The sequence below is a fragment of the Burkholderia sp. 9777_1386 genome (assembly GCF_015712265.1).
In the GTDB taxonomy this organism is placed as follows: domain Bacteria; phylum Pseudomonadota; class Gammaproteobacteria; order Burkholderiales; family Burkholderiaceae; genus Burkholderia; species Burkholderia cenocepacia.
On sequence record NZ_JACCQB010000007.1, the window covers coordinates 98,925 to 111,192 of the forward strand.

General features: G+C 67.9%; 12 protein-coding genes. 6 read left to right on the forward strand and 6 right to left on the reverse strand.

Translation table 11 applies throughout. The features are described from left to right. Positions 1-38: 38 nt before the first annotated feature. Positions 39-386: a GFA family protein gene (locus tag H0X91_RS08395; protein ID WP_043205698.1), complete on the reverse strand. Its 348-nt coding sequence runs from the start codon at positions 384-386 to the stop codon at positions 39-41. Positions 387-534: 148 nt separating this feature from the next. Here H0X91_RS08395 and H0X91_RS08400 point away from each other — a divergent pair, with 148 nt between their 5' ends. Beyond that, complete coding sequence (locus H0X91_RS08400) at positions 535-780, forward strand: DUF1272 domain-containing protein (RefSeq protein ID WP_048989297.1); 246 nt, start codon at positions 535-537, stop codon at positions 778-780. A gap of 34 nt (positions 781-814) precedes the next feature. Here H0X91_RS08400 and H0X91_RS08405 read toward each other — a convergent pair whose 3' ends face one another. Continuing rightward, entirely contained in the window at positions 815-1,498 is a 684-nt protein-coding gene (locus H0X91_RS08405) for a FadR/GntR family transcriptional regulator (protein ID WP_034178258.1), read from the reverse strand. A gap of 138 nt (positions 1,499-1,636) precedes the next feature. Between H0X91_RS08405 and dgoD the strand changes: the two genes are divergently transcribed. Continuing rightward, positions 1,637-2,785 carry a galactonate dehydratase gene (gene dgoD / locus H0X91_RS08410; protein ID WP_006483258.1) on the forward strand — a complete coding sequence of 383 codons (1,149 nt, stop codon included), beginning with the start codon at positions 1,637-1,639 and terminating at the stop codon, positions 2,783-2,785. A gap of 148 nt (positions 2,786-2,933) precedes the next feature. Here the strand turns inward: dgoD and H0X91_RS08415 are convergent, their stop codons facing one another. Beyond that, on the reverse strand, positions 2,934-3,866 hold the full coding sequence (locus H0X91_RS08415) for a CopD family protein (protein WP_059720733.1): 933 nt from the start codon (positions 3,864-3,866) through the stop codon (positions 2,934-2,936). Between the two features lie 375 nt (positions 3,867-4,241). On the opposite strand from H0X91_RS08415, the gene H0X91_RS08420 reads away from it, so the two are divergent. The 3 genes from H0X91_RS08420 (at position 4,242) to H0X91_RS08430 (ending at position 7,910) form a co-directional block, all read left to right on the forward strand. Next, complete coding sequence (locus H0X91_RS08420; RefSeq protein WP_006483254.1) at positions 4,242-5,006, forward strand: c-type cytochrome; 765 nt, start codon at positions 4,242-4,244, stop codon at positions 5,004-5,006. A gap of 19 nt (positions 5,007-5,025) precedes the next feature. Continuing rightward, entirely contained in the window at positions 5,026-6,324 is a 1,299-nt protein-coding gene (locus H0X91_RS08425; protein ID WP_006477897.1) for a c-type cytochrome, read from the forward strand. A 137-nt stretch (positions 6,325-6,461) separates the two neighbouring features. Beyond that, positions 6,462-7,910 carry a DEAD/DEAH box helicase gene (locus tag H0X91_RS08430; RefSeq protein WP_034201401.1) on the forward strand — a complete coding sequence of 483 codons (1,449 nt, stop codon included), beginning with the start codon at positions 6,462-6,464 and terminating at the stop codon, positions 7,908-7,910. Here the strand turns inward: H0X91_RS08430 and H0X91_RS08435 are convergent. The 3 genes from H0X91_RS08435 to H0X91_RS08445 form a co-directional block, all read right to left on the reverse strand. Then, positions 7,904-8,410 carry a hypothetical protein gene (locus tag H0X91_RS08435; RefSeq protein ID WP_062911199.1) on the reverse strand — a complete coding sequence of 169 codons (507 nt, stop codon included), beginning with the start codon at positions 8,408-8,410 and terminating at the stop codon, positions 7,904-7,906. The two genes, H0X91_RS08430 and H0X91_RS08435, sit on opposite strands and share 7 nt — an antisense overlap. A 70-nt stretch (positions 8,411-8,480) precedes the next feature. Continuing rightward, positions 8,481-9,308 (reverse strand): ferritin-like domain-containing protein, encoded by an 828-nt coding sequence (locus H0X91_RS08440; protein ID WP_006484464.1) that lies wholly within the window; start codon positions 9,306-9,308, stop codon positions 8,481-8,483. A 327-nt stretch (positions 9,309-9,635) separates the two neighbouring features. Continuing rightward, positions 9,636-11,276: a gamma-glutamyltransferase family protein gene (locus tag H0X91_RS08445; RefSeq protein ID WP_196432948.1), complete on the reverse strand. Its 1,641-nt coding sequence runs from the start codon at positions 11,274-11,276 to the stop codon at positions 9,636-9,638. A 212-nt stretch (positions 11,277-11,488) separates the two neighbouring features. Here H0X91_RS08445 and H0X91_RS08450 point away from each other — a divergent pair, with 212 nt between their 5' ends. Continuing rightward, positions 11,489-12,268, forward strand: coding sequence for a DeoR/GlpR family DNA-binding transcription regulator (locus H0X91_RS08450; protein ID WP_006493999.1), 780 nt, complete (start codon positions 11,489-11,491; stop codon positions 12,266-12,268).

Here is a 12,268-nt window from a genome sequence, read left to right on the forward strand (position 1 = left end):
GCGATCGCGGCCCGCAGGCGCCCGCGCCGATGCGCCGCTCAGAGCGAGCGGCCGTCGTAGTGCGTGACGGGCAGCGCGTCGAGGTCGACGCCTTCCAGGCAGCGCACGTTGATCGCGGCCATCGCGGTGCCGTCCGGATGGACGCCTTCGCCGAACGCATGAATCCCGCAGCGCTTGCAGAAGCGATGCTGGATCACGTGCTTGTTGAACATGTAGGTCGCGAGATGCTCGTCGGGCGTCAGCAGCTTCATGTGATCGCGCGGCACGAACCACATCAGCGCGCCCTTGCGCTGGCAGATCGAGCAGTTGCACGCCATCACGCCCTGCAGGTCACCTTCCGCCTCGAACGTCACGTCTCCGCAATGACAGCTTCCGCGATAAAGCATGGTCGTCTCCCGGTGCAGCCCGTGCGCATCGCCGGCGCCCGGGCGGGACACCGTTGGCCGGGCCGATCCAAGCGCGTACAGTAGCGCTCGCATGCGCCGCACGCAATGCCCGGGCGGCGCCCATCCCTCACCGACCCAGGAGACCGTCATGCTCGAACTGCGCCCCGGCTGCGAATGCTGCAACAAGGACCTGCCGCCCGATTCGGCGGAAGCGCGCATTTGCACATTCGAATGTACGTTTTGCGCGACCTGCGCGGACGACGTGCTGAAGGGCCGCTGCCCGAACTGCGGCGGCGACCTGGTCGCCCGCCCGCGGCGGCCGGCGAGCCTCCTCGCGAAGTACCCGCCGTCGACGGAACGCATCCACAAGCCGGGCGGTTGCGCGAACGCCTGACGGCACGCCGCCGGCGCCGCCCGCCTCGCGTCCGTCACGACATCTCGATCCGCGCGCGCGTCACCGCGAGCAGCATCGCCATCGCGTGGCGCGCGCCGTCCTCGTCGCGCACGCGGATCGCGTCGCTGACGGCCGTGTGCTCGGCAAGCGACGCGTTGTACACCTCGGCCCGGCGCGCGTTCAGCTGCAGTTGCGCCTCGAGCGTGCGATCGATCAGCGCGCCGAGCGGCACCAGCAGCTCGTTGCCGCCGGCCTCCAGCACGCTCAGGTGAAAGCGCAGGTCGGCGCGCACCCATTCGTCGACGTTGCGCGCGGCGGCCATCGCCCGCACCGCGTCGTCGATCGCGTCGAACGCTTCGGGCGTATGGGTGCGCGCGGCCAGCGCGGCCGCGTGCGGCTCGATCATCTCGCGCATCTCCTGCAGCTTCAGCGCGAACGCGAGCGGCGGCGCGACGCGCGCATACCAGTCGAGCAGGTCGGCATCGAGCAGGTTCCACGCACGACGCGGCCGCACGCGCGTGCCGACCTTCGGCCGCGATTCGACCAGCCCCTTCGACGTCAACGTGCGCAGCGCCTCGCGCATCACCGTGCGGCTCACGCCGTACATCTCCATCAGGTCGGGTTCCCTCGGCAGCAGCGATTCGGGCGGATAGTCGCCGCGCAGGATCGCCGTCGCGAGCCGGAAGGCCGTCTGTCCATGCAGGTCGCGTTGAATGATCGTTCTCCGTCGGGCGGGCTGCCCACTATCTGCACATTAATGCTATTAATACTATTTTTTATTCGACTACGCTAGGATAACCGCGAAAGCACGGATCGTGCGCCCCGGCCGCGCCGGTCAATCATGGAGACTCGCGTCATGAAAATCACCCGCCTCGAAACTTTCGTCGTTCCGCCCCGCTGGCTGTTCCTCAAGATCGAAACCGACGAGGGCATCATCGGCTGGGGCGAGCCGGTCGTCGAAGGCCGCGCGCACACCGTCGAGGCCGCCGTGCAGGAACTGGCCGACTACCTCGTCGGCCGCGACCCGCTGTTGATCGAGGATCACTGGCAGGTGATGTACCGCGCGGGCTTCTACCGCGGCGGCCCGATCATGATGAGCGCGATCGCGGGCGTCGACCAGGCGCTGTGGGACATCAAGGGCAAGCATCACGGCGTGCCCGTGCACGCGCTGCTGGGCGGCCAGGTACGCGACCGCATCAAGGTGTATTCGTGGATCGGCGGCGACCGCCCGAGCGACGTCGCGAACAATGCGCGCGCGGTCGTCGAGCGCGGCTTCAAGGCCGTGAAGATGAACGGCTCCGAAGAGCTGCAGATCGTCGACACCTACGACAAGGTCGAGCAGGTGATCGCGAACGTCGCGGCGGTGCGCGACGCGGTCGGCCCGCACGTCGGGATCGGCGTCGACTTCCACGGCCGCGTGCACAAGCCGATGGCGAAGGTGCTCGCGAAGGAACTCGACCCGTACAAGCTGATGTTCATCGAGGAGCCGGTGCTGTCGGAGAACGCCGAAGCGCTGCGCGACATCGTCAACCAGACCAACACGCCGATCGCGCTCGGCGAACGGCTGTACTCGCGCTGGGACTTCAAGCACATCCTCGCGGGCGGCTACGTCGACATCATCCAGCCGGACGCGTCGCACGCGGGCGGCATCACCGAGTGCCGCAAGATCGCGACGCTCGCGGAAAGCTACGACGTCGCACTCGCACTGCACTGCCCGCTCGGGCCGATCGCGCTCGCCGCGTGCCTGCAGCTCGACGCGGTCAGCTACAACGCATTCATCCAGGAACAGAGCCTCGGCATCCACTACAACCAGGGCAACGACCTGCTCGACTACCTGCGCAACCCTGAAGTGTTCCGCTACGAGGACGGCTTCGTCGCGATCCCGCAGGGCCCGGGGCTCGGCATCGACGTGAACGAGGAGAAGGTGCGCGAGATGGCGAAGACCGGCCATCGCTGGCGCAACCCGGTGTGGCGCCACGCGGACGGCAGCGTCGCCGAATGGTGATGAACGCGTGAGATGACGAAGCCGGGTGGCGCGGCACGCGCGCCGCGCCACACGTTCGACACGGCCGCCCCGACCAGGCGGCCGTTCTTGCATCCGCGCCACGCCCGCCGCGCGCCGGCATCTCGCGTCGGGCCGCGCCGTTCGGTCGTCAGCCGAGCGCCGCGAACCCCGGCACGCTGAACGACAGCACGGCCGCCGCGACGAACACGCCGATCATCGTCATCCCTTCGAGATGCAGGATGTTGCGGAACGTGTGCGCGTCCTCGGTCGACGCGGTGCGGCGCAGACGCGGCAGCGCCGAGAAGCGGTTGAGCCCGCCGAGCACCAGCGCGAGCGCGACGAGCAGCAGCTTCAGCAGCAACACGCGTCCCCACGTGCTGCCGTCGAGCGGCGCGAGCGAGCCGCCGAGCCCGCGGATCGCGTTGAGCACGCCCGTCCCGAGCACGAAGACCACCGCGACGATCGACGTGCGCGACAGGTGCTGGCCGATGCGGATCAGCGCGCCGCGCGCGACCGACGACCCGAGCGCCGGCAGCACCGCGAGCCCGCCCGCGAGCACGAGGCCGCCCCAGACGGCGGTGGCCAGCAGGTGCAGCGTCTGCACGCCGACCGCCGCGGACACCACGCCGCTGTCGGCCGCATGGCCGAGCGACGCCTTGCCGGCCGCGACCACGATCACCGCGAGCCACAGCACCGCATGCGCGAGCGGGCCATCCGGCTTCGCGAGCGCGACGATCGCGAGCACCACCGCGCCGGCGAACGCGACGCTCCACGCGAAGCCCGTGTGCGTCTGCATCAGCATGACGGGGATCGCGGCGAACGCGCCGCCGAGCCCCGCGCCGCTCATCGTCGCGGCCTCGTAGACGAGCCAGCCGAGATCGGCGAGCACCAGCGCCAGCGCCGCCGCGACCAGCGAATGTTGCGCGCGCAGCCATGCGGGGTGCGACGGCGCGACGACCGGCCGCGCGCCGTCCTTGCCGAGCCACGCCTTGAGCAGCGCCGAGCCGACCGCCATCGCGAACGCCGCATCCATCAGCGCCGCGAGCGCGACCTGGCCGATCCACAAGCTGTCGAACTTCATCGCGCGCACCCTCCCGCAAGCGGCAGGCCGGCAATGCGGCGGCAACGGGACGGACAGCGTGAGGCAGGCAACGGCACGGTAAAAAACGTCATCGATGAATCCGGAAACGGGAGAAATGACTGGACCTGCGGCGCAGGCGCCGCGCGACCCGCGAGTGTACGGTCTTCGATGGTGAAAACGCACGCCGGTTCACACGGCCCCACCGCAATGCGCGTCAAATTGTCGCAAGTCGCAAACAGACAGGAACCGATGTCCTTTCGTCAAATAGCCGTCATTACCCATCGATGATAGAATGCCGCGTCGCAGCAGCCCGGCTGTCCTGCCGTCCATGCGCCGAGCCGATCGTAGCCCGGACAAGGTCCCCGACGAATAAACATGGAGTCTCGTGTGTCTTCAAGACGCCTCTTCCGTCCGCTGCTCGCCGTTCTGATGATCGGCGGCGCGGGCCTTATGAGCGCTGCCCAAGCGCAGACCAAGCCCACGGAGCAAGCGCACGCCCAGCAGGCGCCGCTCAAGGCACCCGATACCATGGCCGAGCGCGTGCGCGGCTGTACCGCATGCCACGGCGTCCACGGCCAGGGCACGGACAACGACTATTTCCCGCGTCTTGCCGGCAAGCCGGCCGAGTACCTGTACAACCAGCTCGTCAACTTCCGCGACGGCCGGCGCAAGTACCCGCCGATGAACTACCTGCTGACGTATCTGAGCGACGACTACCTGCGCGAAATCGCCGAGCATTTCTCGGCCGAACGTCCGCCGTACCCGACGCCTGCGAAGCCGACGCTGCCGGCCGCGACGCTCGCACGCGGCAAGCAGCTCGTCACGCAGGGCGACCCGTCCCGCAAGCTGCCGGCTTGCGTAGCCTGCCACGGCGCAGGGCTGACCGGCATGCAGCCGGCGATCCCGGGCCTCGTCGGCCTGCACGCCGATTACCTGAGCGCGCAGCTCGGCGCATGGCGCTCGGGCAACCGCCACGCGAAGGCACCCGATTGCATGCACGACATCGCCGCGAAGCTTTCCGACGAAGACGTGACGGCCGTGACCGCATGGCTCGCCGCGCAACCGGCGCCCGCCAACCCCGTGCCGGCCCCGGCGCGTTCGATGAAGACTCCGCTCGCCTGCGGCAGCGAACCGCAATAAGGCAAGGGAGACAGACACAATGAAACGCAAGTCCCTGTTTGCACTCTCGGCCGTCGCGATCGTCGCGGCTGCCGCCCTCGTGCCGGTCCTGTGGCCGGGCAACGACACGCTGCACGGCGCTGCCGCCGTCGCCGCCACGCCGGCCGACCAGGCCGCGCTGATCAAGAAGGGCGAATACCTCGCGCGCGTCGGCGACTGTATCGCGTGCCACACCGTGCGCGGCGGCAAGTCGTTCGCGGGCGGCCTGCCGATGGCGACGCCGTTCGGCACGATGTACACGCCGAACATCACGCCGGACGACCAGAACGGTATCGGCAAGTGGACGTCGGACGACTTCTACCGCGCGATGCACACGGGCCGCTCGAAGGACGGCAGCCTGCTGTACCCGGGCTTCCCGTTCGCGAGCTACACGAAGGTCACGCGCGCCGATTCGGACGCGATCTACGCGTACCTGCGTTCGGTCCCGCCGGTGTCGGTGCCGAGCCGTCCGCACGAACTGAAGTTCCCGTTCAACAACCGCAACCTGCTGATCGGCTGGCGCACGCTGTTCTTCAAGGAAGGCGAATACAAGCCGGACCCGACGAAGTCGGTCGAATGGAACCGCGGCGCGTATCTCGTCGAAGGCCTCGGCCATTGCTCGATGTGCCACACGTCGATCAACATGATGGGCGGCCCGGTGAGCTCGTCGGCGTTCGCCGGCGGCCTGATCCCGCTGCAGAACTGGTATGCGCCGTCGCTGACGAACGACAAGGAACTCGGCCTCGGCGACTGGCACGTGCAGGAGCTGTCCGACCTGCTGCAGGCCGGCGTGTCGCAGAAGGGTGCGGTATTCGGCCCGATGGCGGACGTGGTCCACAACAGCCTGCAGTACATGACCGACGAAGATACGCGCGCGATGTCGACGTACCTGAAGTCGATCCCGCAGAAGGCTGAAGCGCCGAAGAACATGCAGTACGAGCCGTCGAAGCAGTTCGGCAACGCGCTGTTCGACCAGGGCAAGAAGATCTACGCGGACAACTGCGCGACCTGCCACGCCGAAACCGGCGCCGGCAAGCCGCCGGCCTATCCGCCGCTCGCGGGCAACCACTCGATCATGATGGAATCGGCCGTCAACCCGATCCGCATGGTGCTGAATGGCGGCTATCCGCCGAGCACGTTCAAGAATCCGCGTCCGTACGGGATGCCGCCGTTCGCACAGTCGCTGTCGAACCAGGAAGTCGCGGCGGTCGTCACGTATATCCGGATGTCTTGGGGTAACAACGGTACGCCGATCTCGCCGCAACAGGTGAGCGACCTGCGTTCCGCGCCGCTCGACTAAGAAGCGGCTCACACAAACGGGGCGCGGCTGCGGGAAACCGCGGCCGCGCCCTTTTGCTTTTTGGCTGTTTTGCGATGCAGGTTTGCCGCGCGGGCCGCGCGACGCATCGCCGATCATAAAACTCAAGAGTGGTATCTATGTCTTTCGAATCTCTCGGCCTGGCCGAACCGCTGGTCAAGGCGGTCAACGAGCTCGGCTACACGTCGCCGACCCCGATCCAGCAGCAGGCGATCCCGGCCGTCCTCGGCGGCGGCGACCTGCTCGCCGGCGCACAGACCGGCACCGGCAAGACCGCCGGCTTCACGCTGCCGATCCTGCAACGCCTGCACACGTTCTACGCCGAGCACCGTGGCGCGAAGCGCGCGGTGCGCGCGCTGATCCTCACGCCGACGCGCGAACTCGCCGCCCAGGTCGAGGAAAGCGTCCGTGCGTACAGCAAGTACCTGAAGCTGCGCTCGACCGTGATGTTCGGCGGCGTCAGCATCAATCCGCAGATCGATGCGCTCAAGCGCGGCGTCGACATCGTCGTCGCGACGCCAGGCCGCCTGCTCGATCACATGCAGCAGAAGACCATCGACTTGTCGGATCTCGACATCCTCGTGCTCGACGAAGCCGACCGGATGCTCGACATGGGCTTCATCCACGACATCAAGCGCGTGCTCGCGAAGCTGCCGCCGCAGCGTCAGAACCTGCTGTTCTCGGCCACCTTCTCCGATGAAATCAAGGCGCTCGCCGACAGCCTGCTCGACTCGCCCGCCCTGATCGAAGTCGCGCGCCGCAACACGACCGCCGAGAGCGTCGCGCAGAAGATCCACCCGGTCGATCGCGACCGCAAGCGCGAGCTGCTCACGCACCTGATCCGCGAACACAACTGGTTCCAGGTGCTCGTGTTCACGCGCACCAAGCACGGCGCGAACCGGCTTGCCGAGCAGCTGACGAAGGACGGCATCAGCGCGATGGCGATCCACGGCAACAAGAGCCAGTCGGCCCGCACGCGCGCGCTGGCCGAGTTCAAGAACAGCACGCTGCAGGTGCTCGTCGCGACCGATATCGCCGCGCGCGGGATCGACATCGACCAGTTGCCGCACGTCGTCAACTTCGACCTACCGAACGTGCCCGAGGATTACGTGCACCGGATCGGCCGCACGGGCCGCGCGGGGGCGACCGGCGAAGCCGTGTCGCTCGTGTGCGTCGACGAGAAGCAGTTGCTGCGCGACATCGAGCGGCTGATCAAGCGCGAGATCCCGCAGGAAGTGATCGCGGGCTTCGAACCCGATCCGAACGCGAAGCCGGAGCCGATCCAGCAGCGCCGCGGGCAGCAGCAACCGCGTGGCGGTGGCGGCGGCGGCAATCGCCAGCCGCGCGCCGGCGGCTCAGGCCAGCCGGCCGCAAAACGCGACGGCCACGCGCAACCGAAGGCCGCGCAGCAGAAGGCCGCGAAGCCGCGCACGCAAGGCGGTGCCGGCGCCGGTGGTAACGGCGGCGGACGTCCGGCGGGCGGCGGCAACGGCGCCCGCCCGGCGAACGGCAACGCCGCGCACGCGAACCGCAACCGTTCGTCGCGCAGCGGCCAGCGCGGTCACTGAAGCCGCGCGGCCGCGCGCCGCAGGTGCTCGATCTGGCGTTGCCAGCGTGCGAGCACCGCGGCGCGCTCCCCTTCCAGCGTGAACGTGACGCCTGTCGCGAGACGCGCATAGCCGACCCGCTGCGCATCGCCGTGCGCGATCGTCGCAGCGAATCCGGCCAGTCCGCCGAAGTCTCCTTCGAGCGGCGCCATCTCCAGTTGCGCCTGAAAGAACGCACCGTCCGCGACGAGCGTCAACGCGGCCGTGCGCCGCTGCGCGATCGCGCGCGCCGCCCGCGACTGCGGCCAGAGCGCGATCAGCAGCGTGCGCGCATCGTGTGCATAGATCTCGCCGACGCCGAGCAGCGTCGTGCGCAACTGGCCGTCGTCGGTCGCGACGATCAGCGATGCGGCCATGTCGGCATGACGCTCGAGTGCGGTGCCGTCGAACCGCGACACAACGGTGGGCGGCCACGCGTCGAACGTCCATTGTTCGAGCGCGTGGCGATGGGTATCGGTCATGATGGCGTGGCCCCGGTGCGGATCGGATGAGGATGCGCCAGCATACGCGCGACGGGCCGTGCCGCGGCGATCAGCGCAGGAAAACGTGCCGCGTGATCTTCGTGAGCGGATAGTGGACGCCCGGCTGGATCTTCGCGGGCAGGTCGAGCGGCTTGAGCAGCATCTTCACGCACATGTCGGCCGACAGGTTGCGCCGGACGAGCGAATTGATGCGGGCGGCGCGCTCGCGGTTGTACTGGCTGTCGCCGACGCGATCCGGATAACGGATAGCGAACACGTGGCGCAGCGCGATCTCGGAATCCTCGTTCTTGATTTCCATCACGCGGCGCGCGAGGGCGCCGAGCACCGCGAGCCGGCCGTTGCCTTCGACCTGGTTGTACTTCTTGAAGAACTTGAAGAAGTGCTTGTAGTGACGCACTTCGTCCGTGCGGATGTTGTCGGTGATTTCCTTCAGCACCGGCTCGTCCGAGCATTCGTTGATCGCGCGATAGAGCGTGGCCGTGCCCGTCTCGACGACGCAGCGTGCGACCATTTCGAGCGCGCGGGTTTTTTCGAACGCCTCGACCGAGCAGGTCTTCGAATACTCGGCAAAGAAATTCGCGAACGCGGTATCCCAGTCGAACTCGGGCCACACGTGCGCGATGTACGCCTTCAGCGCGCGGCCGTGCTGCAATTCTTCGTGCTCCCATGCATTGTTGAGCCATGCGGAGACTTCCGGATCGTCATTGAAGAATTCGCTCAGATTGCTCGTATAGAGATCCGAGCCGCTCTCGATGAACGACGACGCGCACAGCAGCAGCAGCAGATCCTCGTTCGCGGCGGCACGCTGACGATCGATCCGGTTCAGGTCGATGTCCTCGATACGCCACGGCATCACATGCGTCGTTTTGGTGTCCATGGTAGTGCGCTCCCAGTCGTCGCGCGGAGGCCGGCCCATGCCTGGGGCACAGGCGCCAGCCGATCCGCAGGCGGCGTTTTACTTGCGTTTATAGTGAATCGGTCCGGCCGAACCATCTTGGCATCTTAGCCGGACTTTGATGTTCGTGCTCCAGAGCACTGACCATACCCGACGAGCGCAGTTCCACGGCGCCTGTTGCCGTGCGTTAGATGAGTCCTTCAAACCGCTTGCGCGTGCTCGACGGCAGGCGCCGCGCCAAATGAAAACGGGCGGCCGTCGGGCCGCCCGTCATGCCGGGACACTGCCAAGCAGGCTGGAAGCGATCCGTCAGAAACCGGCCGCCAGCCCGTCGCGCCGGCTGTCGCTCGCGGCCACGTAGCCGCGCTCCGGATCGTCGGGATCGAGGCGCCAGACGAACTGCCCCGATCCGAAATCCATGTAAGGATCGTCGATCGACTTGATCGTATGGCCGCGCGCGGCCAGCGCGTCGACCGTCGCGCGGTTCATCGTCGCCTCGACGTCGAGCGTGAAGTCGCGGTTGACCTTCCAGCGCGGCGCGCAACACGCGGCCTGCGGTTGCTGGCCATAGCCGAGCATCCGCACGATGGTCTGCAGGTGGCCTTGCGGCTGCATGTCGCCGCCCATCACGCCGAAGCTCATCACGGCCTCGGTGCGGCCATTGGCTTCCTCGGTGACGAACGCCGGGATGATCGTGTGGAACGGCCGCTTGCCGCCCGCGACGACGTTCGGCGAAGCCGGGTCCATCGAGAAGCCGTGCCCGCGGTTCTGCAGCGCAATGCCCGTGCCGGGGACGACGAGCCCCGAACCGAAGCCCATGTAGTTCGACTGGATGAAGCTCACCATCATCCCGCGCTCGTCGGCCGCCGACAGGTAGATCGTGCCGCCCGAATGCGGACGGCCGGCGGCGAAGTGCGTCGCCCGCGCGCGATCGATCAGCTTCGCGCGTTCGGCGAGATACGCATCGTCGAGCATCTGTTCGGGCGTGACCTCCATCGCGCGCGGATCGGCGACGTAGCGATAGACGTCCGCGAACGCAAGCTTCATCGCCTCGATCTGCAGATGCTGCGAATCGACCGAGTCGACCGGCCATTCGGTCACGCCCGCATGCTCGGCGATGCCGAGCGCGATCAGCGCGGCGATACCCTGCCCGTTCGGCGGAATCTCGTGAATCGTGTGGCGGCCGAAGCGCTTGCCGATCGGCTCGACCCATTCCGGCCGGTACGCGCGCAGGTCGGCTTCCGTCAGCGCGCCGCCGCCTTCGCGCGCGAACGCGGCGATACGCTCGGCGAGCGCCCCTTCGTAGAACGCACGGGCGCCGTCCTTCGCGAGCGTGCACAGCGTCTGCGCATGACCGGGCAGGCACACGCGTTCGCCGACGAGCGGTGCGCGGCCGCGCGGCATGAAGGTGTCCGCGAAGCCCGGCAGGCCCTGCAGTTCGGGAACGGCCGCCGCCCACTTGTGCGCGACGATCGGCGGCACCGAATAGCCGCGCTCCGCGATCTCGATCGCCGGCTCGAGCAGGTCCGCGAACGGCAGCGAACCGAACTTCGCGTGCAGCGCTTCCCAGCCCGCGATCACGCCCGGCACCGTGACGGTGTCCCAGCCGCGCGTCGGCTTGTTCGCGATGCCGTGCGCGTCCTCGCCGTGGCGCTTGCGAAAGTAGTCGACGTTCCAGGCGGCCGGCGCCACGCCCGATGCGTTCAGCCCGGACAGCCGCTCGCCGTCCCACACGAGCGCGAATGCATCGCCGCCGAGCCCGCACGACACGGGCTCGACGACCGTGATCGCGGCGGCGGCGGCCAGCGCCGCGTCCACCGCGTTGCCGCCCTTCCACAGCATCCGCAACCCGGCCTGCGCGGCCAGCGGGTGCGACGTCGACACGACGTTGCGCGCGAACACCGGAATGCGGGTCGTCGGATACGGGTTGTGCCAGTTGAAGCCACTCATCGATACCACCTCGTCGAAAGCTGAATGAACGTGCCCCGCGTGAACGGGCAATCCGCCATTGCAGCGCGATCCGCGCGATCGCACAAATTCATTTGTCAAATGAATCCATGCGTTTTCTACATGAATCGCGCGCGGCGATGTTCCGCAGGCCGGCCGAACGCCGTTGCCGCCCTTACAATACCCGCTCCGTCTCACGACACGACCATCGAGCCATGACCCGAGATCCCCGCCTCACCCTCAACGCGCGCCAGCAGGAATTGCTCGAATGGGTGCAGCGCGACGGCTTCGTGACCGTCGACGATCTCGCCGCGCACTTCGCGGTGACGCCGCAGACGATCCGCCGCGACGTGAACTGGCTCGCCGACCTGAACCTGCTGCGCCGCTACCACGGCGGCGCGAGCCTGCCGACCAGCTCGGAGAACGTGTCGTACACCGCGCGCCAGCGGATGTTCCACGACGAGAAGCGGCGCATCGCGGCGCTCGCGGCGTCGCACATCCCCGACCAGGCGTCGCTGTTCATCAACCTCGGCACGACGACCGAGGAAGTCGCGCGCGCGCTGAACCGCCATCACGGGCTGCACGTGATCACGAACAACCTGAACGTCGCGTCGATGATGAGCGGCTACCCCGACTGCGAGGTGCTGATCACGGGCGGCATCGTGCGGCCGTGGGACAAGGGCATCGTCGGCGAGCTCGCGATCGACTTCATCCGCCAGTTCAAGGTCGACTACGCGATCATCGGCACGTCGGCGATCGAGGCCGACGGCACGCTGCGCGATTTCGACACGCGCGAGGTGCGCGTCGCCGAGGCGATCATGCAGCATGCGCGCACGGTCTACCTCGTGACCGACCATTCGAAGGTCGGCCGCCCGGCGCTGGTGCGCCAGGGCCATCTGAGCCAGGTGCATGCGCTCTTCACCGACAAGCCGCTGCCGCCCGAAATGGCCGATACGGTGGCGGCCGCCGGCACCCAGGTGTACGTCGCGGAATGA

Bases quoted from the DNA above. Each gene is read 5' to 3' on its own strand.
- H0X91_RS08420 (WP_006483254.1), top strand. From the start codon at position 4,242: ATGGAGTCTCGTGTGTCTTCAAGACGCCTCTTCCGTCCGCTGCTCGCC.
- H0X91_RS08450 (WP_006493999.1), top strand. From the start codon at position 11,489: ATGACCCGAGATCCCCGCCTCACCCTCAACGCGCGCCAGCAGGAATTG.
- H0X91_RS08425 (WP_006477897.1), top strand. From the start codon at position 5,026: ATGAAACGCAAGTCCCTGTTTGCACTCTCGGCCGTCGCGATCGTCGCG.
- H0X91_RS08445 (WP_196432948.1), bottom strand. From the start codon at position 11,276: ATGAGTGGCTTCAACTGGCACAACCCGTATCCGACGACCCGCATTCCG.
- H0X91_RS08400 (WP_048989297.1), top strand. From the start codon at position 535: ATGCTCGAACTGCGCCCCGGCTGCGAATGCTGCAACAAGGACCTGCCG.
- dgoD (WP_006483258.1), top strand. From the start codon at position 1,637: ATGAAAATCACCCGCCTCGAAACTTTCGTCGTTCCGCCCCGCTGGCTG.
- H0X91_RS08435 (WP_062911199.1), bottom strand. From the start codon at position 8,410: ATGACCGATACCCATCGCCACGCGCTCGAACAATGGACGTTCGACGCG.
- H0X91_RS08440 (WP_006484464.1), bottom strand. From the start codon at position 9,308: ATGGACACCAAAACGACGCATGTGATGCCGTGGCGTATCGAGGACATC.
- H0X91_RS08395 (WP_043205698.1), bottom strand. From the start codon at position 386: ATGCTTTATCGCGGAAGCTGTCATTGCGGAGACGTGACGTTCGAGGCG.
- H0X91_RS08415 (WP_059720733.1), bottom strand. From the start codon at position 3,866: ATGAAGTTCGACAGCTTGTGGATCGGCCAGGTCGCGCTCGCGGCGCTG.
- H0X91_RS08430 (WP_034201401.1), top strand. From the start codon at position 6,462: ATGTCTTTCGAATCTCTCGGCCTGGCCGAACCGCTGGTCAAGGCGGTC.